This is a genomic window from Geminicoccus sp. (assembly GCF_035556675.1).
Taxonomy (GTDB): Bacteria; Pseudomonadota; Alphaproteobacteria; order Geminicoccales; family Geminicoccaceae; genus Geminicoccus.
The window spans coordinates 13,765-33,801 of record NZ_DATMFZ010000356.1; the positions used below are offsets into that span (position 1 = coordinate 13,765).

Sequence of the window (20,037 nt, forward strand, 5' to 3'; positions counted from 1 at the left end):
ACCTGGGAAAGGCAGCGAGGCGTTCGGCTAACTGCGGCGCTCCTGCGCGCGCTCGATCCGGCGGACCAGCAATGACAGGGGGAAGCAGAGCGCAAAGTACATGGCGCCGACGATCAGGTAGATCTCCAGCGGCATGAAATATTGCGAGCTCAGGTCCTGGGCGCGCAGCATCAGGTCGGGTGCCGCGATCAGCGATGCCACCGAGGTGTCCTTCAGGAGCGAGATCGCGACATTGCCGATCGGCGCCAGGACGACCCGCAATGCTTGCGGCAGGACGATCCAGGCCAGCACCTGTCCCCTGGTCATGCCGATCGCTTGCGCGGCCTCGGTCTGGCCTTTCGGCACAGCTTCCAGGCCGGCCCGGTAGATCTCGGCGAGGTAGGCGGCGGCGTTCAGCCCGAGCCCGATCACCGCCGCCTGGAAGGAGCTGAAGGTGACCCCGATCGCGGCCAGGCCGAAATAGATGATGAAGAGCTGCAGGAGGGCCGGCGTGCCGCGGAAGATCTCGATATAGATGCCGGCCAGCCGGCCCAGCAGCGGGTTGCCGCCGAGCCTGGCCAGCGCCAGCAGGAGGCCCAGCACCAGGCCCAGCAGGAGGGCACCGAGTGCCAGCTGCAGGGTCGCGAGGGCAGCCGTGAGCAGTTCCGGGCGGATCATCTCCCACAGGTCGAGCACACCCATGGGCTCAGTGCGCCTTCTGCGGGGTGAAGCGGCGCTCGGCCCGCTTGACCAGATGCGCCACCGGCAGGCTCATCCCGAGATAGATCGCCGCCACCATCAGGTAGATCTCGTTGGTGAGATAGGTCTCGCTCACCAGCATCTTGGCGCGGAACGCCAGCTCCGGTACGGCGGCGGCCGAGGCGAGTGAGGTGTCCTTGAACAGGCCGATCGCGAAGTTGCCCGTGGGCGGCAGGGCGATGCGCACCGCCTGCGGCAGCACGATCACCCACATCGCACGGGCCGGGGTCATGCCGATCGCCAGCGCCGCCTCGCCCTGGCCACGGTCGATCGCGTTGATGCTGGCGCGGAATACCTCGGACAGGATCGCGGCACCGTTCAGCCCGAAGCCCAGGATCGCCGCGGTCGCGGCCGGCAGGGTGATGCCGAGCCTGGCCAGGCCGAAATACAGAATGAAGAGCTGGGTCAGGATCGGGACGTTGCGGAAGATCTCCAGGTAGACCCGGGCGATGCCGCCGAGGATCAGGTTGTCGGAGCGACGCATTAGCGCCAGGACGAAGCCCAGCGCTATTGCCACCAGCAGCGAGGCGATCGTCAGGAAGACCGTGGTGCCAGCACCCAGGAGCAAGGTCTGCAGGAGATAGGGCCAGAGCTCGGCCAGCCGGCTGCCGACAGCATCGTCCATTCCTCAATGGTCCTCGATCGCACGCAGGAAGGCTCGGGTGCGCTCCACCTGCGGGGCACGGAAGACCTGCCCGGGCGGCCCCTGCTCGACGATGGCACCATCGGCCATGAACACGACCTTGTCCGACACGCTTTCGGCAAAGCGCATCTCATGGGTGACGATGATCATGGTCATGCCCTCGACGGCCAGCTGGCGCATGACGTTCAGGACCTCGCCGACCAGTTCCGGATCGAGCGCCGAGGTGGCCTCGTCGAACAGCATCAGCTTCGGGCGCATCGCCAGTGCTCGGGCGATCGCGACCCGCTGCTGTTGGCCGCCGGACAGGCGATCCGGGTAGGCGTCGGCTTTCTCCGCCAGGCCGACCTTGGCGAGCAGCTCCATGGCCGCGGCCCGCGCCTCGGCCTTCGATTGGCGCAGCACCTTGACGGGGCCTACCATCACATTCTCGATGGCACTCAGGTGCGGGAACAGGTTGAAGCGCTGGAACACCATGCCGATCCGGGAACGCAGCTTCGCCAGCTCCCGGTCCGACATCGGCAGATAGCGCCCGTCCTTCAGCTTCTCGCCGATCGGCTCGCCGTCGATGAAGATGTGCCCGCCGGTCGGCCGCTCCAGATAGTTCACGCAGCGGAGCAGGGTGGTCTTGCCGGAGCCGCTGGGGCCGATCAGGGAAAGCTTCTGGCCGGGCTGGACCTCCAGGTCGATGCCGTTCAGCACCACGTGGGTGCCGAACGACTTGACCAAGCCTTCGATCCGGACGAGCGGCTGGGGCTGCTGCATCGATGCTGCGATCAGGCGAAGTACTGGCTGAAGTCGCGCTGCTCGTGTCCGAACGTTCCGATGATGTTGCCGGCCTCGTCGCGATCGACGCCGATCCGCGGATCGGGATCCATCGGCACCAGGTAGTCGGGGTTCTTGATGCCGTACTTGGAAAGGATCGGGCCGACCTGGCCGGACTTGTGCAGCCAGCGCAGGCCCTGGTTGATGGCGTCGAACAGGTCGGTGTTCTTGGGATCGATGCCCCAGATCGCACTGAACTTGCTGGTGAGCGTCGGGTAGGCCGGGTCGGCGACCATCGGCAGCTGCTTCAGCTTGAAGCCGGGGTTCTGCAGGATGATGTAGTCGACGATCGGCGCGTCCAGTACCGCGAAGTCGAGGCGTCCGGCGATGATGTCGCGCAGGCAGGGATCGATGCCGTCATAGAGCTTCAGTTCGGTGACGCCCGGCACCTTCTTCATGTCCGGGATCATCGCGAAGCCCGTGCCGGTGCCGATCGTCCGCCCGCTCAGGTCGGCGATCGAGACGGTCTCCGTGAACGGCTCGTCCTCGCGCATGATCAGGTAGGCGCCGGTGTAGAAGGCGGCATCGGTGAGCTGCAGGATGTTCGAGCGCACCTGCGTCCAGGCGAAGTTGCCGCCGAACCAGTCGGCGCGGCCGGACTGGACCGCCTCGATCACACCCGGGAAGCCCATCAGCACGACCTTGACCTGGAGGCCCAGCCGGTCGGCGATGAGTTTCAGCATCTCGAGGTCGGTGCCGATCGGCTGGCCATCACGCTCGCCGGTGAGCGGCATATCGCCGGTGCAGGCGGCGGTGATGACGCCTTTTTCCAGCGTCTGGATCTCGGGCGCCTGGGCCAGTGCCCGGCCCGGGACAGCCAGCGGCGCCATGCCGCCTAGGGCGACAGCGCCGAGACCGGCGGCCTGCAGAACGCGGCGGCGGCTGAACGGGCGAGAACGACGATCGTCGGTCACGATGACTTCTCCAAGCAGGAGGCCGTGCGGCAAGACACGCCTGCCGGTGCTCCGGGCAGCTTGCCGTATTCTGATTGAGGGCTCTGTATTGCGTCCACGCTAACATCAAGAAGCCGCGCATCAAGCGAAAAATTGCACATGCGCAATCGTTGCAAATCTTGCAACCGAACCGGGCATCTGGCATCCGGTCCGTTCAAACTTTGCCTGGCGGCGCAAGGCTGCCGGCATCAGCCCGGACCCGCTCCATGTCCAGTTCCGCCAAGAAGCCGACAAGACGTCGGAGCACGACGCCTGCCAAAGTCGACCCGCACGATCCGGGTCCGCTGATCCAGCGGCTGCGCAGGGAGAAGAACCTGCTGCTGAGCGATCTCGCGAAGCTGTCGGGCGTCTCCGCGTCGACCATTTCACGGATCGAGAACGGCAAGATTTCGCCGACCTATGGCGTCATGGCCAAGCTCAGTGAAGCGTTGGGCGTTCCCTGGGCGGATCTGATCAGCACGTCGACCACCTCGTTCGCAGCTGGCTGTCGCGCAGTCAGCCGCGCCGACGGCGGCGTCAAGCAGAAGACCGCGCGGGGCATCTACGAGTGGCTCGGCACCGACCTCGTCACCAAGGCGATGTTGCCGATCGTGGTCGAGGCTCTGCCCGACCATCCGGAACGCGTGCTCGAGGGGCAGAGCGGCGAGGAACTGCTCTACGTGCTCGAAGGTACGGTGATCTTCTACATGCAGCACTACGCGCCCCTCGTCATGGAGCCGGGCGACAGCGTCTACTTCGACGCGGGTACACCCCACGCGGCCTACGCCCGGGATGGCAGGGCACGATTCCTCTCGGTCACCTTCCAGCCGCGCTGAATGGTCGACCACGCATTTTGCAGATATGCAATTGACCCTGTCGCCGACCCGCTCCTAGGCTCGCGCCGCCCGGGCCTGGTGCGGCTCTGGCGCGAACGGGGTGGACGAACGTGCAGCAGCAGGAGAATGGCGGCTTCGACGATGCCGCCGACGTCGTGATCATCGGCTCCGGGTCAGCAGCCGCCACGGCGGCACTTACGGCTGCGAAGAAGGGCGCCTCGGTCCTGATCCTGGAGAAGTCCGACAAGCTGGGCGGCACCAGCGCCATGTCGGGCGCCGGCACCTGGATTCCCGCCAACCACCACATGCTGGCAGCGGGAATGCAGGACAGCCCCGCCGAGACGCTCACCTATCTTCGCGCGACGGCACCGGAAGGCTGGGCCGAGACCGAGGATGAGCTTTGGCAGGCGTTTGCCGAGAATGCGCCGAGGATGCTGGAGTTCGTCGAGGCCAATACGCCGCTCGAGTTCGCGCTGACCCATGAGGCCGATCCGATGGCCGAGTATCCGGGCGGGAAGACTGGCGGGCGCACGCTCTCGCCCAAGCCGCTGAGCCGCCGGATCCTCGGCAAGTATGGGCCGAAGCTGCGCCGCTCCACCCTGCCGCACATCTTCACCTATCAGGAGCTGTCCCACGACATCCAACGCCGCTTCCTGTCGACCGTGGTGAAGATGGCGCCGACCCTGATCCGGCGCTGGCTTACCGACACGCGCGGTCAGGGCAATGCGCTGATGGCCGGGCTGCTCAAGGGCTGCCTGGATGCCGGCTGCCGAATCGAGACCGAGGCCCGGGCAGTGAAGTTGCTGACCGACGAGGATGATGGCGGCGTGATCGGCGTCCTGGTCGAGCAGCGTGGCCGGCAGCAGCGCATCCGGGCCCGGCGCGGTGTGCTCCTAGGCACGGGCGGGTTCGAGTGGAATTCGGAGCTGTTCGCCCGGCACTTCCCGGGTCCGCTCGACTTCATCGGCAGTCCGCGCACCAATGAGGGCGACGGCCAGATCATGGCAGAGGCGATCGGCGCCAAGCTCGACCACATGGACCAGGCCAACATCTCCTACCTGGTGCCCACCCGCTACGAGGGGCGGCTGCACGGCATCCCGCTGGAGTTCCACACTGTACCCAATGCGATCCTGGTCAATCGGCTGGGACAGCGCTTCACCAGCGAGTACCGCTTCAACATGGGCGAGATGCTGGACCAGCGGGACGAGCACGGCCAGCCCGTGCACCTGCCGGTGTGGCTGATCACCGACGCCGACTTCTTCCGGAACTCGGGCCTGTTGCGCTGGTTCGCCCGCTTCGACAAGCGCTGGGTGACCAAAGCGCGTACGCTGGAGGACCTGGCCGACCGGGTCCGCCTGCCGGCGGCCCATCTCGTCCGGACGGTGGCCCGTTTCAACGAGCTGGCGAGCAAAGGCGTCGACGAGGATTTTCACCGCGGCGAGACGCCGCTCGAGAAGGAGCGCGCCGCCGTCAGCGGGCTGATGGTGCCGATCACCAAGCCGCCGTTTGTCGCCATCCCGTTCAATCGCTCGATCCTGGGCACCAAGGGCGGGGCGCGGACCAATGCCGCCGGCCAGGTGCTGCGCCCGGACGGCAGCATCATCGCCGGGCTCTATTGCGCCGGCATCGCCATGGCCAGCCCGATCGGCACGCGCGCGGTGGGCTCCGGCACGACGATCGGCCCGAACATGACCTGGGGCTATATCTGCGCCAACTCGATGCTGCAGGCGAACCGGGGCGACTGAGCATCCGGCTGCAACGACACTTCCAGGCCAGCGTTTTCCGCACCCATTTTGGCGACTGCCGCGAAACGTCTGGCGCTGTGGGCGCTCCCGTGACTCGCTCCTGCTGGAGCGGGCGGCGGCCATGGTGCCAAGGCGGCGGATCGGGTGAGCCTGGGGAAGCCTTGTTGCCGGCAGCCTATGGCGGCAACCAGCGGCTGGAGCGGATCGGGACCCAGCTGGACCCAGCGGCTTGTCTGCCACCGCCAATTCGGCATCGTGACCTGGAGGAAGCGCAACTTGTCCGGGTGCGAAGCGCATCTTGCCGTTGATCAGGGCAGGGACCCGAACCGCAAGGCGATCCTCACCGGGCCGACATCGGAGAGAGCATTGCCGCGCACGCGCTCATCTGCGGCGAAGGCCGAAAACGCGGACAAGTGCGACGAGTCCACGAGCCGGCGGGACGCCTCGATCGAGGGCATCACCGACCGGATCATCCACCGACGGCACGCGGACAAACGGCCATCATCCGGCTGGTGGTACTCGCAAGCTCGATCGTGCGTCCACTGGCTGCTGCCGGAACTGCCGTCGCGCAGGTGGTCGTCGTCGAGATCCGGACGCTCGCGGCAGGAGGTGCGTGGGCAGCGGAACGCGGGCAGAAATCCCAGCACCATCTCATGGGCGTGCCAGCGCAGCGCCGGCATGCCGGCCAACGTGCCGGTGCCCGACAGGTACAGCCATAGCCAGATCGGTACCGCGACCGCGGCGTAGGCGGCGGTCGGCTGCGGAAGATCGCGCCATGGTCATCCCGTCAGTCGTGATTAGGGCATGTTCGAGCGGGACGCGGTTCAGACCGCCACCGGATGCCTGCCGTCCCGAGCGAGATAAGCGTCGGAGGCGCTGGCCACCACCCGTGCCAGCTCCTGCCGGTGCCGGTCGATCACGACGCGGTTGTCGTCGATGCCAATCCGGCCGCCCTCGACCAGCGGGGCCATATGGTCCAGACCGGACACCTCGATCACTTGGCGTCAGCTGTGCTTGTCGGTCGCGTTCTGGAAGAAGTCCGCGGTGGTGCGGCCGATGGCAGATGCACCGGACCCGATCACGCTCATGGCGCTGTTCATCGTGCAGCCCTGGAAGTTCCGGCACAGTCTGCAAGTGTGCCGCTTGGCGCGGCGGAATGATCGATGTCGATCCTGCGATAGCCGCTGCTCCCTCTTCCTGCCACCTGGCAGATTGGCCGGGTCGGCGTGGAGGGGCCGCATTGGGTCGGCAGCATCCGCCAGCCACCGCCGCTACGTGCCGGGTAGCGGAGTGCATGCCGCACCCAGTACAGGTCGGTCTTCGGCTTGCGCCCGCGCACGGCCAGCAGCACCGGCTCGATCCGTTGCCACGCCTCCTGGGGCGGATCCGTCGGGTGATGCCTGTTCTCGCGGGTGATCCCGGCCATCGGGCTTCAGCCCGATCATCCGGAGGCCCGATCCCCCGGGAGATGTCGGCAACGCCGACAGCCGACCACGGCTTTTTCGGGGCCACATCCCGAGCTTCCACCACGGCCGTTCCGGTTCAGCAAGCCATGCTCGAACGGGCTTTAGGTCGTGACCGGAGGCCGGCCAGTGACCCCCTCCGGTCGGATAGAGCAGCAGCCAGATACCCCGTCAAACGAATGGACCTAGCGGTATCGCACTTACTTCACGGTCTCGAGATAAGAGATCAGGTTCTTTCGTTCGTCATCTTTCTTGACGCCGGCAAAGATCATCTTGTTGCCGGGGACAGTTTCCTTGGGATTTGCTAGATATTTATCAAGATGCTCCTCGTCCCAGGTCCATCCGGCTTCCTTCATTGCCTCTGAATATTTGAAGTTCTCTACGCTGCCTGCGGTACGGCCATAGACGCCATGCAGGGTGGGGCCGACCCGATTCTTGCCCGGCTCGACGGTGTGGCAGACGGCGCAGAAGCGCTTGAAGATCTTCGCCCCCGCCTCGGCATCCTGAGCCTGGGTGGCATTGCCCCAAGCCAGTGCGAGTGCCGCCGCGGCCACGATACAGCCGATGATGCGCATGTTCTGCCTCTCCCAGTCGTTTGCCGAGCACATGCCACGAGTGGCATGGCATCTTCATGCTTGTGGCATTCATGCCATGGGTGAACCCAATGCCAGATCACGTACCTAGCGCACCAGGGATAGCCGCCGCAGGCCATGTTCGGCCAGCCTCTGTGCTTCCCACGGAACCATTTCCTGCAGCGCCCGAAGGCGTGCTCCAGGATCCGGATAGCTTCGGCAAGGGTCTCAGGCCCTGGTTCGGCGACCGTGGCCACGCCGACTGCCACCTGCCGGTCTTCGCCGGCCAGACGCTGGAATAGCCGGGCTGCATCCGCCTCCGGCCGTGCCTCGACCCGGTCGGCCAGCAGGCCATGCAATCACGCCACCTGATCGTCGAGTTTGGCTGCGACCGCCTGCAGCTCCGTCTCGGTCTCGGGCAGCACCGGCGTCCGATCGCTCCAGATGCGAGACCCGCCTCCGCCTGAGGGACAAGGCCAGGCCATGGTCCGGCGACTGGGTGGTGAACTCCTCGGCCCGCGGCTGTACCGGGCATTCCTGGCATGGCCGCGTCGTGGGTAATGGAACGAAGGCGCAGACCTCATTGCCCACTGCAGGGGTAGGACACGCTTCGGGTTGGCTGGGGAGCAGCTGGCTCCCGCCTCGTCTTCTCCGGCGCTCCACAGGCTCCACCTGAACGGGCATCGCGGCAGGCGCCCCGACATGTCACGGCTGTGCTGCCGGACCCGCGCGCCATGCCCGTCCTTCTCGGTCAGCGGGGTGAGTAGCGTTGCCCGCTGCCGATCGCCGCCCGTGCGTGGCCGCCGCGAGCCGGTGATGACGCTGGGCCACTCAGGCTATTGCGAGCGCCTGGGCGAGATCGGCGATCAGGTCGTCCGGGTGTTCGATGCCGATGGACAGGCGGATGGTGGATTCCAGCACACCCATCCGTTCGCGCACCTCCACCGGCACGCCCGAATGGGTCATGCTCGCCGGCAGGCTCGCCAGGGATTCCGTGCCGCCGAGGCTGACCGCGAGCTTGAAGATCTGCAGCGCGTTGAGAAAGCGGAACGCCGCGGCCTGACCGCCTTGGATGTCGAAGGAGAAGGTCGAGCCGGCCCCGGTCGACTGGGCCGCGGAAATGCGCGCGGCGGCGGAATCCGGCGGGCTGAACGGCAGGTAGTGGACCTTGGCGACCTTGGCGTGGTCGCGCAGGAATTCCGCGATCGCGTGTGCGTTGCGGTCGGCGTGCTCCATGCGCAGGCTGAGCGTTTCCAGCGAGCGGCCGAGCATCCAGCTGGAATGGGGATCGAGCTGCGTGCCGATCGCACCGCGCAGCGCCTTGATCGGCCGGATCACGGTGCGGGAGCCCAACGCGGCGCCGGCGATCAGGTCGGAATGGCCACCCACATACTTGGTCAGGCTGTAGAGCGACAGGTCGGCGCCATGCTCGATGGGGTGCTGGAACACCGGGCCCAGCATGGTGTTGTCGCAGGCGAAGATCGGGGTGTGCCCTTGCCGGGTGCCGATCTCGTCGGCGATCCGGCGGAGCATCGCGATGTCGACGACATTGTTGGTCGGGTTGGCTGGCGTTTCGATCAGGATCATCGACACGCGGCCCTGGCCCATGGCCCGCTCGGCGGCAGCGCGGACCACCGTTTCATCGGTGCCGTCCTCGAGCCCGACCGAGCCGATGCCGAACGGCAGGAGCGTCTTGGTGAGCAGGGTCTCGGTGCCGCCATAGAGCGGCTGCGAGTGGAGCACCACGTCGCCTGGGCGGGCAAAGGCCAGGATGGCGGTGGAGATGGCGGACATGCCGGAGGAGAACAGAGCGCAACTTTCGGTCCGCTCGAACACGGCCAGCCGGTCTTCGACGATCTCGCTGTTGGGATGGTTGAAGCGCGAGTAGACGAGGCCGGCACTCTCGCCTTCCGGCGGCTCCCGTCGGCCGGACACCATGTCGAAGAAGTCGCGCCCTTCCTCCGCCGTGCGGAACACGAAGGTCGAGGTCAGGAAGACCGGCGGCTTGACCGCGCCCTCCGAAAGAGCCGGGTCGAACCCATAGTTCATCATCTGCGTCTCGGGATGGAGCAGATGGTTGCCGATATGGGTCCGCTTGGAGTGCTTGGGGGTCATCGGCGGCATGGCTTTCTCCTGAGTGCCCGGGCAGGAAGGTTGGTTGCGCCCCTTCGTCCAGGGCGACCGACGCTGACGGGACCGTTTCATCGCACTGCCTGGCAGAACGCGCGCAAAGCGGGCCCGTTTCATCCTGATCGGAGGGTGGCCGGAGGGCCAGGACGAGAATCACGCCAAGCGACACGCGACTAGTTCCGGTCAGCGGGGCCATGCGGAACCGGTGCCCGCTTCGCGGGGTTGAGGATCTACCTTCTTACCTGGAACGGAGCGCGAACATGGCGGACAAGGACCTGCAGTCCCTGTTTCTGCATCAGCTGAAGGACACGTATTTCGCCGAGAACGCGATCATCAAGGCGCTGCCGCAAATGGCCGCGGCAGCGCAGAGCGAGGATCTGCGCGGCGCGTTCGCGGTGCATCTGGAGGAAACCAAGAACCAGGTGAAGCGCCTGGAGAAGGTCTTTCAGCAGCTGGGCGAGCAGCCCCAGGGCGTCGAGTGCAAGGCGATCCAGGGCATCATCGCGGAAGGCGGGGAGATCATGACTGAGTTCCAGGGCGGCGCCCTGGACGCCGGGCTGATCGCCGCTGCCCAGGCCGTCGAGCATTACGAAATCACCCGCTACGGCACGCTGATCGCCTGGGCCAAGCAGCTCGGTCACACCGAGGCCCAGGGCCTGCTGGAGGAGACGCTGGCCGAGGAGGAGAGCACCGACGAGGCGCTGTCCGAGCTGGCCGAGGATGCGATCAACCCCAAGGCCGCGTGAGCGGGGCCAGCCGCCCGCCCGCCGGGCCGGGCGGCTGATCGACCCGCCAGCGCACGAGGCGCACGCTTGGCCTGGTACTTCACCGCCGACACCCATTTCGGTGATCCCCGCGTCCTGCGCATTGACCGACGCCCGTTCGGCTCGCTGGCCGAGCACGACCGGGCACTGGTGGAGCGCTGGAACGCGGCCGTCGGGGCAGGGGACGAGGTCTGGCACCTGGGTGACTTCGCCCGAGGCGACCGGGCGCGGGCCGAGGACCTGCTCGCTCAGCTCAACGGTACCAAGCACCTGATCATCGGCAACAATGACGGGCCCGCCACGCTGGAGGCCAGCGGCTGGTCCAGCGTGGCGCACTACCGTGAGCTCGCCGCCGACGGAGTGCGCCTGGTCCTCTGCCACTACCCGTTCCGCACCTGGAACGGGATGGGCAGGCGTGCCATCGACCTGCACGGCCATTCACATGGCCGGCTGAAGCCGCTGACCCGGCAGATCGACGTGGGCGTGGATGCCTGGGAGTTCCGCCCGGTCAGCCTCGCGACGATGCTGGCCGGGCGTCGCTACCGCGTCATCTGACGCTCCCGGTCACCAGATCAGGTCGCGCCCAGCCTGCAGCTCTGCAGGCGCCACCTGGTCCAGCGTCGCCACCAGGCTGGGCGCAGTACCGCCGGCCCCGTCCAGGTCGACGCGGATCTCCGTGCCGCCGGCTGCACTGGCCTTCAGCAGGACGTGCTTGCCGAGCACCGGCTCGCCGCCATCGAAGTCCTCGAGCAGGTCGCGCAGGTCGATCCGGTCCTCGCCCGGGTCGAAGTCGGTCACCCGGCGGCCGCTTCCGGCCGTCTCGAACACGAACAGGTCGTCGCCGGCACCGCCTTTCAGTATCTGGCTGCCTTTGCCCGCGATCAGGAGATCGTCGCCCGCCCCGCCGTCCAGATAGGAGGCGACCTTGTTGCCCTTCAGGATGTTGTCCTGGCTGTTGCCGATCCCGACCTGCTTTGTGCTGCCCTGCAGGAACAGGTTCTCGACATGGGCGGACAGCTGATGCCAGCTGGCCTTGCTCAGCACCGTATCGACCCCCTTGCCGCGACCCTCCACGACGATGTCGCCGGTGCTGTCGACCTTGTAGGTGTCGTCGCCGCGCCCACCGCTCAGATAGTCCCGGCCACCCCGGCCGTCGATCAGGTCGTGGCCGTCCGTGCCGTAGAGCCGGTCACTGCCGCTCGACCCCAGATTCGTGACAGTGGACGGCCGGCTGTAGGGCAGGTCGAGTACGTCGTCCGGCTCGGGCGTGGGAGCGGGTGCCGGGGTCGGCTCGGGCTCCGGAGCCGGCGTTGTACCCGTGCCGCTCGCATCGAGCTTCAGGTTCTGCGTGCCCATGGTGACCTGCTTGGTCTGGCTCACGCCGTTGCCGGAGAAGGTGACCGTCCAGCTGCCTGCCGCCAGGTCGAGCTGGTAGCCGCCGGTGGCCATGGTCTGGGTAGTGAAGCTGCCGCCGCTGCCGGTCACCTTGACCGTCACGCCGCTCAAGCCTTCGCCCGGGTCGTAAGCCTTGTCGCCGTCCGCGTCCTTGAAAGCCACGCCGGTCAGGATCGCCGGGCCGCCCTGGCGGCCGAACACCTCGGTGACCATGGCCGCTGTGCCGCCCTTGTATTCGCCGGACTGCAGGCCGATGCCTATTTCGCGCAGGTTGCCGTTCAGGATGTTGGCACGGTGGCCGGGGCTGTTCATGAGCCCGACATGCATCCGGTCGGCCTCGTCGCGCAGGCCGGCGGGGCCGCCCACCGACTGCATGGCGATGTTCTCCGCCCAGGTATTCCAGCCGGTATAACCGGCGGCCTCGATGCGGTCGCCGACATTCGAGCCGCCTGCACCGGTATGCGAGAAGGTGTCGGTACCGAGCATCCAGGCCGTATGGCTGTCGGCCGCGCTGTTCAGGTTCAGGTCGAAGGCGAGCGGCTGCACGCCGGCCTTGGCGCGCTCGATGTTGACGAGCTCGAGCAGGTATTGCTCGTCGGCGGTGGGTTGCGTCGGCACGTAGCTTGTCCTTGTCCGTTCGCCGGGATCGTCCTGATGGGCCCGACCGCGTCGTGGGGCGCCCAGCTGGGTTGCGCATGCTCCTGGCATGCGGCACCCGGTTCACGCGGCACGCGATCCCGGCATCGTGATCTCGCAGGTTCGGCCCGCCAGAAGATGCTCCTGCAGTTTCGCCTAATGCGCTAGCAGCATAATTGCCGGAAACAATTAAATTGCGTTATGTATCGGTTAATATTTTAGTCTTTCCAGAACACAAATATTGTTTATGCTAATCATAATTGCATTATAGTAGTTAGCTGCAACTTTTGATTGGCTCTGCTGGTATTGTGCCAGTTTCGCGATGTCATTGTTGCTCCTGCCGCAGGACTCGTGTCAAAGTCGAACCCCCTAGGCCGCAGGCCCTGCCGCATGCTGGGCCGCCACCCTGAACCGGACAAGGCAGGATTGGCCTGCGCGTGCAGCTTCCGGAATTCCATCCTGGCACGGATCCGTCCCGAGGAGCCGATCCTCTACACCCGCCTCAACTCATTCATCTCCCTGCAACCTTTCCTGCTGATCCGCCGGGGCCGGCGACCACCGGTGGCTGTCGATCGCATGTCAGGAGCGGCGGTCCTGCGGGTTTTTGTCGGTTCCTCTTCACTATCCGCGCCGGCTGGTCCATGGTCGGCGCCGCCATGGTCGCAGCGGACAGCGCGTTTCGGCGGAGAACGGATGGGGTTGCGTGATCGCCTGTCGCAGGCCGGCCTGTCGCTCACTCCCTCGGAGGCGAAGATCGTCCAGGTCCTGCTCGCCGACTACCCGATGTCCGGACTGGGCACTGCCACCAGCCTGGCCCGTCGCGCCGGCGTGAGCGACCCGACCGTGGTGCGGCTGGTGGTCAAGCTCGGCTACGAGGGCTTCTCCGCATTTCAGGCGGAACTCCTGGAGGAAGTGGAGGCCAGGCTGCGTTCGCCGCTCCTGATGATGGAGGCCAAGCGCCTTGCAGGCGCCGCCGACAGCATCGGCCAAGCCTACCTCGCCTCGGTACTGCGCAACCTGGACGACCTGCGCACCGCCACGCCGGTCCACAGCTACGAGCGGGCCACGAGGCTCATCTGGGAGGCCAGGGGCAGTATCCAGGTGCTGGGCGGCCGGTTCAGCCGCAACATCGGTGCGATGCTGGCGAGCTATCTGGGGCAGCTCCGGCCGGGCGTGCAGGACCTGGGTATCCTTTCGCCGGTTGACTTCGACCGGCTGGTCGACCTCGGTCGGCGCGACCTCCTGATCGTGTTCGACTATCGCCGCTATCAGGCCGACGTGATCGCGTTCGCCCGGCAGGCTGCCGAGCGCGGTACCCCGGTCGTCCTGTTCACCGACCCCTGGCGCTCGCCCATTGCCGAGATCGCCGAGGTGGTGCTGGTGGCGCCGATCGAGGCGGGCTCGCCCTATGATACCCTGGCGCCGGTGGTGGCGCAGATGGAGGCCCTGCTCGCCCACGCGATCGCCCGGCTGGACGAGCCAGCCCGACGGCGCGTCGCGGAGATCGAGCGGATCCGCCACGCGAACGCCGTCACCCTGGACGGCCCGGCGCCGGAACCGCCCGCAGCCGCCGCCGGGCGGCGGCGCAAAATGCAGCCATTCTGAACCGACGGCCTACCCATCGACCTGGAGAGAGTTTCGCAGATGACCGAGATCCTGCCGCGCCGCGACGAGCCCTATGCCCGGGGCAGGACGGCACTGCTCCTGGTGGACATGCAGCGCATCTGGCTGGAGCCGGGGCTCGACCCCGACCATGCCGACTGGGGGCCTGACCACTATTTCTACCAGATCAATCGCGAGGTCGTGATCCCGAACCAGCGCCGGCTCCTGGCCGCGGCGCGCGCTTCGGGCGTGGAGGTGCTGCACACCATCATCCAGAGCCTGACCGAGGACGGCCGCGACCGTTCGCTCGACCACAAGCTCACGCCGATCCACATTCCGCCGAGCCTGCCCGAAGGGCTGCCGCCGCCGGAGCTGGCGCCGGTCGGCGACGAGATCATGCTGCCCAAGACCTCGTCCGGCGTCTTCAACTCCACCAACCTCGACTATCTCCTGAAGAACCTGGGCATCCGGCACCTGGTGGTGGCGGGCGTGCTGACCGACCAGTGCGTCGACATGACGGTGCGCGACGGCGCCGATCGCGGCTACCTCGTCACCTGCGTGGCCGATGCCTGCGCCGCACCCACGCCGGAGCGGCACGCCACCGCGCTCAAGGCGTTCGGCGGCTATTGCTGGGTGACGGACACGGCCACGGTCGAGGCCCGATTCAAGGCACTCGGCACGGAGGCGCAGCCATGACCGACTGGAACACGACCCCGCTCGCCAGCATCGTCACGACCGACCTCGCCGCCATCACCCGTGGCCGGCCGGTGACCCATGACCGGCTCGACCGGATCGCCCAGACCGGCGTGGGCTGGGTCCCGGCCAATCTGTGCCTGACCGCATTCAACGTGATCGCCGATCCCAATCCCTGGGGCTCGACCGGCGACCTGCGGATCATCCCTGACCTCCAGGCCCGCTTCTCCACTGACCGGACCGGCGCGCCCACCCTGTTCGACATGGTTATGGGCGACCTCACCGAACTGGACGGCACGCCCTGGTCCTGCTGCCCGCGCAGCCAGCTCAAGGCTGCCCTTGCCGCACTGCAGGAGGCCACCGGCCTGCGTGTGCAGGCGGCTTTCGAGCAGGAACTCCAGCTCGCACCGGCCGATCCCGCCACGCCGCCCGGCCATGCCTTCTCGTTCGGCGCGCTGCGCGCCGCCGATCCGTTTGCGCCGCGCCTGATGGCGGCCATGGAGCAGGCCGGGATCGAGCCGGAGATGGTGCTGGCAGAGTACGGCCCCCACCAGTTCGAGGTGATCCATGCACCTGCCGACGCGCTGGCCGCCGCGGACCGGGCGGTGGCCATCCGCGAAATCGCCCGCGAGGTGGCGCTGCATCTCGGCCGGCGGGCCAGCTTCACGCCGAAGCCCGAGCGGGGCGGGGTCGGCAACGGCGTGCACATCCATTTCAGCTTCCTGGACGAAGCAGGCCGGCCAGCCATGCATGACGCGGCCGGACCGGGCGGACTGTCTGCGGTTGCCCTGGCGTTCCTGGCCGGCGTGCTCCGCCACCTGCCGGCACTGACGGCACTCACCGCGGCAAGCGTGCCCTCCTACTACCGCCTGGCCCCGCACAACTGGAGCGCGTCATACACCTGGCTGGGCGAGCGCGACCGGGAGGCGACCTTGCGGATCTGCCCGACGGTCCGGATCGCGGGACGGGACATCGCCCGGCAGTTCAACGTCGAGTATCGGGCGGCTGATGCCACCGCCAATCCCTACCTGGCGCTGGCGGCATTGGTCCGGGCTGGGCTCGCGGGCATCACCGAACGGCTGGCCCCCCCGCCGGTGGTCAGTGGCGATCCCGCCCTAATGGACGAGGCGGAGTGCCACCGCCTGGGCCTGCGCCGCCTGCCACTCTCGCTGGAAGCGGCGCTGGCCGCACTCGAGGCCGATGCCACCGTGACCGACTGGTTCGGATCGGCAATGATCGAGAGCTATATGGCGGTCAAGCGTGCCGAGATCGCCCGGCTGGACGGCCGGGACGAGTCCGAGATCTGCGCGATCTACCGGGCACTCTACTGATGGCGGACGGACCGGTGTCGGGGCTGGCGGCGGATGCCATGTCGGAGCCCGAGAGCGCATCCGCCGACTGGCCGGAGCCGGTGATCGTCCTGAACGAGGCTGGCAGTGCCTCCACCGTCCTGATCTGTGAGCACGCCTCGCGGCACCTGCCGGCCGAGTATCGCGGCCTGGGCCTGGCCCCGGCCGATCTGGAGCGGCACATCGCCTGGGACATCGGTGCCGAGGCGGTCACGCGCGGCCTGTCCCGGGTCCTGGACGCACCAGCCTTCCTCGGCACCTATTCGCGCCTGTTGGTCGACCTGAACCGGCCGTTCGGCGTGCCGTCCAGCATACCGGAGTGCTCGGAGGCCACCGACATTCCCGGCAACCGTGACCTGTCGCCCGCGGAGATCCTGCGCCGTCGCACCCGGATCTTCGAGCCGTTCCACCGCCGGATCGAGGCCTTCTTGGACCGGCGCCGCGAAGCCCGGCTGCGGACCCGGATCGTCACCATCCACAGCTTCACGCCGGTGTTCCTGGGCGAGCGGCGGCCCTGGCATGCCGGCATCCTGTTCGACCACTCGGAGGAGCTGGCACTCCAGCTGGTGGGGGCGCTGGCCAAGGACCGCCAGCTGATGATCGGCACCAACCAGCCCTACCAGGTCGACCGGGAGGGCGATTACGCCCTGCCGGTCCATGGCACCGACCGGGCGCTGCCGGCGATCCTGGTGGAGATCCGCCACGACCTGATCCGGGACGAGGCGGGGGTCGCGGAGTGGGTGGAGCGGCTGCGCGCCGCCCTGGAAGAAGCCTCGTGAGCGGCCGGCAGTGCCATTCATGATGTGGTGAGCCGCCTAAACGGAGCGGCCGTTGTGAGAAAGGAGCCTTCATGTCCGACCGGAATGCGGCGATCGCAGCCGTGCAGGCGCAGATCGATGCCGAACGCGACTGGCTGATCGATCTGACCAGCCGGATGGTGCAGGTGCCCACGGTCAACCCGAAATTCGAGGCGGACCCGGCGATCAACCGCGAGGCCGAGCTGCAGGCGCTGCTGGAGCCGATCCTGCAGGAGGAAGGCTTTGCCACCGAGCAGTGGGATGCCCTGCCGGGCCGGCCGAACCTGGTGGGCGAGCGCCCCGGCTCGGAGGAGCGCAGCCTGATCCTGTGCGGCCATATCGACGTGGTCCCGGTGGGCGCGGCATCGGACTGGACGGTCGATCCGTTCGGCGGCGAGGTGCGGGACGGCCGGCTCTATGGCCGAGGTGCCATCGACATGAAGGGCGGTGTGGCCGCCTGCATCGCGGCCGCCCGAGCGATCCGCCGGGCCGGGCTGGAACTGGAGGGCCGCCTTGCGCTCCATGCGGTGGTCGACGAGGAGGCCGGCGGCTTCGGCGCGATGGACGCGGTCAAGCGCGGCAAGCTCGCCAAGGCGGTGCTGGTCGCCGAGCCCACCTGGGGCGACGTGCTGCCCGCCGAGGGCGGGCTCGAATGGGTGCGGATCACCATCCGCGGCCGTACCGCCCATGCCGGCTGGCGCTACAACGAGATCTACCCGCAGCGGCACACTGCCGACCGGCTGGAGCCGGGCGTGAATGCGATCGACCTGGCCAACCGCTTCATGCAGGCGCTGCGCCACTACGAGAACGATCGCGGCCGGGCGGTGGACCATCCGCTGGTGCCGGTCGGGCTGAACACGATCAATGTCGGCGTGATCCAGGGCGGTGCCGGCCTCGGCGAGAACGGCCTGCCGACGATCATGACCAACCCGGCGATCATCCCCGACGTGGTGGTGCTGGATCTGGACATGAAGTTCCTGCCGAACGAGAGCTCGGCCGAGGTCCGCCGCGACTTCGAGGCCTTCGTCCACCACTTCGCCCAGACCGATGCCTGGCTGCGTGACCATCCACCTACCGTACAGTGGGAGCTGGGCGGGCTGCATTTCCCGGCCATGAACACGCCGGTCGACCACCCGCTGGTCGCCTCGCTGGTCGAGCACAAGACCAGGCTCGGTACCGCACCCGAGATCCGGGGCTTCGTCGCGGTTTGCGACGCCGCCCATTATGCCGGGGCAGGGGTAGATGGCGTGATCTTCGGCCCCTCGGGCGACGGCTTCCACGGCGTCGACGAGTATGTCGACCTCGACTCGCTGGTCGAGGCCACCAAGGTGATCGCTGGTGCCGTGATCGACTGGTGCGGGGTGCGCTGACCGCTGCCAGGCCGCCGGCCGGCGCTCAGTCGCCGGTCGGCACTATGCGCGTGGCCTGGGCGAGGTCACCGTCGAACCAGAGCAGCGGGCTGCCCCCGCCGTTCATGGTGACCGACAGGACCTGGCCCAGCAGAATGCCGTGGCTGGCGCCGTCATGGACCGTTTCCAGCGCGCACTCGAAGGTGGCCAGCGCGTCGGCCAGCACCGGCACGCCGTGTTGGCCTGCCACCCAGTTGCCGGCGGCAAAGCGCGGCTCGCCGCTCTCGGCGAAGCGGCCACCGAACCGGCTGGCCAGCTCGCCATGTTCAGGGCGGAGCAGGTTCACCGCGAAGCAGCGATTGCGCAGGATCGGGTGGAACGAATCGGAATCGCGGTTGATGCAGGCGAGCAGGGTCGGCGGGTCGGCGGAAACCGAGGTCACCGCGGTCGCGGTGAGGCCGAACCGGTCCGGTGCTTGGCCAGTGGTCACGATCGTCACGCTGGCCGCCAGGCGGCGCATCCCGTCGATATAGGACACCCGGTTCACGCTCACCCGCTTCTCCCGCCCGTTTACGTCCGCCGCTCGCGTCGGTGTCCTGCGTTTTCCTCCGCTCGGCAAGCAATGCGGCATACCGCCAGAACCGCAACCTTGCGGCGGCACACGCGTTCCTGAAACCCCAACGGGCTGCGGCCAAGGCGGGTTGCTTGGGTAGGACGGGAGCTGGACAATGGCGGACCTGGCACGGGCCCGGGCACAGATGGTCGAGCGGCAGCTGAAATGCCGCGGCATCGCCGACCCGCGCGTGCTGGCAGCCATGGCGAGCGTGCCGCGCGAGGCGTTCATCGCCGAGAGTCAACGCGACGCCGCCTATGTCGATGGTCCGCTGCCGATCGGCGATGGCCAGACCATCTCGCAGCCCTATGTGGTCGCCATGATGCTGCAGGCCGCTCTGCTGCAGCCGGACGACCTGGCGCTCGAGATCGGCACCGGCTCCGGCTATGCCGCTGCCGTCATGGCCGAGATCGTGCGACAGGTGCACACGATCGAGCGGCACCCGCGCCTGGCCGAGATCGCCCGGGCCCGCCTGGAGCTCATGAAGTACCGCAACGTCCAGGTCCACCTGGGCGACGGCTCGCTCGGCTGGCCGGACGCGGCACCTTTCGACGCGATCATCGCGGCGGCCGGCGGGCCGGTCGTGCCGGCGACGCTCAAGGGTCAGCTTGCGATCGGCGGGCGGCTGGTCATGCCGGTGGGACCTGGCGGCGAGCAGCGCCTGCTCAAGCTCACCAGGCAGAGCGAGACCGGCTTTCGCGAGGAAGACCTGGGTGCCGTCTGGTTCGTGCCGCTGATCGGCGCGGAAGGCTGGCAGGCTTCTACCACGGCCGGAATGGAGCCTGACCCGTCCGGCTGACCGCAACCGGCTGCTGTTCCCGCCCCGCCTTCTGGCTGCCGGCCGATATGACGGAACGATTTAGCCGAGCGGCAGCTTCTACTATCAGTGCGCTAGAGCGGTTTCCGATCAGACTGCATCGTAGACATAGCCGGCAGCGGCGAAATAGTTGGCACATTC

At 67.6% G+C, this 20,037-nt stretch carries 20 protein-coding genes and 1 pseudogene; 10 read left to right on the forward strand and 11 right to left on the reverse strand.

Annotated features, from left to right (window positions below; all coding sequences use genetic code 11):
• Window positions 1-27: 27 nt before the first annotated feature.
• Genes VNS22_RS25100 through VNS22_RS25115 form a run of 4 tightly spaced genes read right to left on the reverse strand, consistent with a single transcriptional unit; the run spans window position 28 to window position 3,117 of the window.
• Window positions 28-681 carry an amino acid ABC transporter permease gene (locus VNS22_RS25100; RefSeq protein WP_325737405.1) on the reverse strand — a complete coding sequence of 218 codons (654 nt, stop codon included), beginning with the start codon at window positions 679-681 and terminating at the stop codon, window positions 28-30.
• A 4-nt stretch (window positions 682-685) separates the two neighbouring features.
• Window positions 686-1,363: an amino acid ABC transporter permease gene (locus VNS22_RS25105; protein ID WP_325737407.1), complete on the reverse strand. Its 678-nt coding sequence runs from the start codon at window positions 1,361-1,363 to the stop codon at window positions 686-688.
• A 3-nt stretch (window positions 1,364-1,366) separates the two neighbouring features.
• Window positions 1,367-2,143, reverse strand: a complete 777-nt coding sequence (locus VNS22_RS25110; RefSeq protein WP_325737409.1) for an amino acid ABC transporter ATP-binding protein — start codon at window positions 2,141-2,143, stop codon at window positions 1,367-1,369.
• Window positions 2,144-2,154: 11 nt separating this feature from the next.
• Window positions 2,155-3,117, reverse strand: coding sequence for a transporter substrate-binding domain-containing protein (locus VNS22_RS25115; RefSeq protein ID WP_325737411.1), 963 nt, complete (start codon window positions 3,115-3,117; stop codon window positions 2,155-2,157).
• Window positions 3,118-3,362: 245 nt separating this feature from the next.
• On the opposite strand from VNS22_RS25115, the gene VNS22_RS25120 reads away from it, so the two are divergent.
• Both VNS22_RS25120 and VNS22_RS25125 read left to right on the forward strand, forming a co-directional pair.
• Window positions 3,363-3,971 carry an XRE family transcriptional regulator gene (locus VNS22_RS25120; RefSeq protein WP_325737412.1) on the forward strand — a complete coding sequence of 203 codons (609 nt, stop codon included), beginning with the start codon at window positions 3,363-3,365 and terminating at the stop codon, window positions 3,969-3,971.
• Window positions 3,972-4,081: 110 nt separating this feature from the next.
• Window positions 4,082-5,716, forward strand: a complete 1,635-nt coding sequence (locus tag VNS22_RS25125) for an FAD-dependent oxidoreductase (RefSeq protein WP_325737413.1) — start codon at window positions 4,082-4,084, stop codon at window positions 5,714-5,716.
• Window positions 5,717-6,024: 308 nt separating this feature from the next.
• On the opposite strand, the pseudogene VNS22_RS25130 reads toward VNS22_RS25125, so the two are convergent.
• The 5 genes and pseudogenes from VNS22_RS25130 to VNS22_RS25150 form a co-directional block, all read right to left on the reverse strand.
• Window positions 6,025-6,456 (reverse strand): annotated as a pseudogene (locus tag VNS22_RS25130) (hypothetical protein); the annotation flags it as partial.
• Between the two features lie 84 nt (window positions 6,457-6,540).
• Window positions 6,541-6,714 carry a hypothetical protein gene (locus tag VNS22_RS25135; protein WP_325737414.1) on the reverse strand — a complete coding sequence of 58 codons (174 nt, stop codon included), beginning with the start codon at window positions 6,712-6,714 and terminating at the stop codon, window positions 6,541-6,543.
• Between the two features lie 98 nt (window positions 6,715-6,812).
• Window positions 6,813-7,142 carry a transposase gene (locus VNS22_RS25140; protein ID WP_325737416.1) on the reverse strand — a complete coding sequence of 110 codons (330 nt, stop codon included), beginning with the start codon at window positions 7,140-7,142 and terminating at the stop codon, window positions 6,813-6,815.
• A 237-nt stretch (window positions 7,143-7,379) separates the two neighbouring features.
• On the reverse strand, window positions 7,380-7,754 hold the full coding sequence (locus VNS22_RS25145; RefSeq protein WP_325737418.1) for a cytochrome c family protein: 375 nt from the start codon (window positions 7,752-7,754) through the stop codon (window positions 7,380-7,382).
• A gap of 828 nt (window positions 7,755-8,582) precedes the next feature.
• Window positions 8,583-9,866 (reverse strand): cystathionine gamma-synthase family protein, encoded by a 1,284-nt coding sequence (locus VNS22_RS25150; protein ID WP_349261890.1) that lies wholly within the window; start codon window positions 9,864-9,866, stop codon window positions 8,583-8,585.
• A gap of 275 nt (window positions 9,867-10,141) precedes the next feature.
• Between VNS22_RS25150 and VNS22_RS25155 the strand changes: the two genes are divergently transcribed.
• Window positions 10,142-10,627 carry a ferritin-like domain-containing protein gene (locus tag VNS22_RS25155; RefSeq protein ID WP_325737422.1) on the forward strand — a complete coding sequence of 162 codons (486 nt, stop codon included), beginning with the start codon at window positions 10,142-10,144 and terminating at the stop codon, window positions 10,625-10,627.
• 66 nt (window positions 10,628-10,693) lie between these two features.
• Window positions 10,694-11,200, forward strand: coding sequence for a hypothetical protein (locus tag VNS22_RS25160; RefSeq protein ID WP_325737424.1), 507 nt, complete (start codon window positions 10,694-10,696; stop codon window positions 11,198-11,200).
• Between the two features lie 9 nt (window positions 11,201-11,209).
• On the opposite strand, the gene VNS22_RS25165 is transcribed toward VNS22_RS25160, so the two are convergent.
• Window positions 11,210-12,658, reverse strand: a complete 1,449-nt coding sequence (locus VNS22_RS25165) for a CAP domain-containing protein (protein ID WP_325737426.1) — start codon at window positions 12,656-12,658, stop codon at window positions 11,210-11,212.
• Between the two features lie 711 nt (window positions 12,659-13,369).
• On the opposite strand from VNS22_RS25165, the gene VNS22_RS25170 reads away from it, so the two are divergent.
• The 5 genes from VNS22_RS25170 to VNS22_RS25190 all read left to right on the forward strand — a co-directional run bounded on the left by VNS22_RS25170 (window position 13,370) and on the right by VNS22_RS25190 (window position 18,487).
• The gene (locus VNS22_RS25170; protein WP_325737428.1) at window positions 13,370-14,281 is read left to right on the forward strand and encodes a MurR/RpiR family transcriptional regulator; all 912 of its coding nucleotides are present in this window, start codon (window positions 13,370-13,372) and stop codon (window positions 14,279-14,281) included.
• A 39-nt stretch (window positions 14,282-14,320) separates the two neighbouring features.
• Window positions 14,321-14,974, forward strand: a complete 654-nt coding sequence (locus tag VNS22_RS25175; protein WP_325737430.1) for an isochorismatase family cysteine hydrolase — start codon at window positions 14,321-14,323, stop codon at window positions 14,972-14,974.
• A complete protein-coding gene (locus VNS22_RS25180; RefSeq protein WP_325737432.1) occupies window positions 14,971-16,302 on the forward strand; it encodes a glutamine synthetase family protein in 1,332 nt (443 codons plus the stop codon). Before VNS22_RS25175 ends, VNS22_RS25180 begins: the two co-directional genes overlap by 4 nt.
• Window positions 16,302-17,099 (forward strand): N-formylglutamate amidohydrolase, encoded by a 798-nt coding sequence (locus VNS22_RS25185; protein WP_325737434.1) that lies wholly within the window; start codon window positions 16,302-16,304, stop codon window positions 17,097-17,099. The genes VNS22_RS25180 and VNS22_RS25185 overlap by 1 nt, the downstream gene beginning before the upstream one ends.
• Window positions 17,100-17,170: 71 nt before the next feature.
• The gene (locus tag VNS22_RS25190; RefSeq protein WP_325737436.1) at window positions 17,171-18,487 is read left to right on the forward strand and encodes an ArgE/DapE family deacylase; all 1,317 of its coding nucleotides are present in this window, start codon (window positions 17,171-17,173) and stop codon (window positions 18,485-18,487) included.
• A gap of 25 nt (window positions 18,488-18,512) precedes the next feature.
• On the opposite strand, the gene VNS22_RS25195 is transcribed toward VNS22_RS25190, so the two are convergent.
• A complete protein-coding gene (locus tag VNS22_RS25195; RefSeq protein WP_325737438.1) occupies window positions 18,513-19,019 on the reverse strand; it encodes a flavin reductase family protein in 507 nt (168 codons plus the stop codon).
• A 175-nt stretch (window positions 19,020-19,194) separates the two neighbouring features.
• Here VNS22_RS25195 and VNS22_RS25200 point away from each other — a divergent pair, with 175 nt between their 5' ends.
• Entirely contained in the window at window positions 19,195-19,878 is a 684-nt protein-coding gene (locus tag VNS22_RS25200; RefSeq protein WP_325737440.1) for a protein-L-isoaspartate(D-aspartate) O-methyltransferase, read from the forward strand.
• Window positions 19,879-20,037 lie beyond the last annotated feature (159 nt).

Bases quoted from the DNA above. Each gene is read 5' to 3' on its own strand.
- VNS22_RS25100 (WP_325737405.1), bottom strand. From the start codon at position 681: ATGGGTGTGCTCGACCTGTGGGAGATGATCCGCCCGGAACTGCTCACG.
- VNS22_RS25105 (WP_325737407.1), bottom strand. From the start codon at position 1,363: ATGGACGATGCTGTCGGCAGCCGGCTGGCCGAGCTCTGGCCCTATCTC.
- VNS22_RS25110 (WP_325737409.1), bottom strand. From the start codon at position 2,143: ATGCAGCAGCCCCAGCCGCTCGTCCGGATCGAAGGCTTGGTCAAGTCG.
- VNS22_RS25120 (WP_325737412.1), top strand. From the start codon at position 3,363: ATGTCCAGTTCCGCCAAGAAGCCGACAAGACGTCGGAGCACGACGCCT.
- VNS22_RS25140 (WP_325737416.1), bottom strand. From the start codon at position 7,142: ATGGCCGGGATCACCCGCGAGAACAGGCATCACCCGACGGATCCGCCC.
- VNS22_RS25145 (WP_325737418.1), bottom strand. From the start codon at position 7,754: ATGCGCATCATCGGCTGTATCGTGGCCGCGGCGGCACTCGCACTGGCT.
- VNS22_RS25150 (WP_349261890.1), bottom strand. From the start codon at position 9,866: ATGACCCCCAAGCACTCCAAGCGGACCCATATCGGCAACCATCTGCTC.
- VNS22_RS25155 (WP_325737422.1), top strand. From the start codon at position 10,142: ATGGCGGACAAGGACCTGCAGTCCCTGTTTCTGCATCAGCTGAAGGAC.
- VNS22_RS25170 (WP_325737428.1), top strand. From the start codon at position 13,370: ATGGGGTTGCGTGATCGCCTGTCGCAGGCCGGCCTGTCGCTCACTCCC.
- VNS22_RS25175 (WP_325737430.1), top strand. From the start codon at position 14,321: ATGACCGAGATCCTGCCGCGCCGCGACGAGCCCTATGCCCGGGGCAGG.
- VNS22_RS25180 (WP_325737432.1), top strand. From the start codon at position 14,971: ATGACCGACTGGAACACGACCCCGCTCGCCAGCATCGTCACGACCGAC.
- VNS22_RS25185 (WP_325737434.1), top strand. From the start codon at position 16,302: ATGGCGGACGGACCGGTGTCGGGGCTGGCGGCGGATGCCATGTCGGAG.
- VNS22_RS25190 (WP_325737436.1), top strand. From the start codon at position 17,171: ATGTCCGACCGGAATGCGGCGATCGCAGCCGTGCAGGCGCAGATCGAT.
- VNS22_RS25200 (WP_325737440.1), top strand. From the start codon at position 19,195: ATGGCGGACCTGGCACGGGCCCGGGCACAGATGGTCGAGCGGCAGCTG.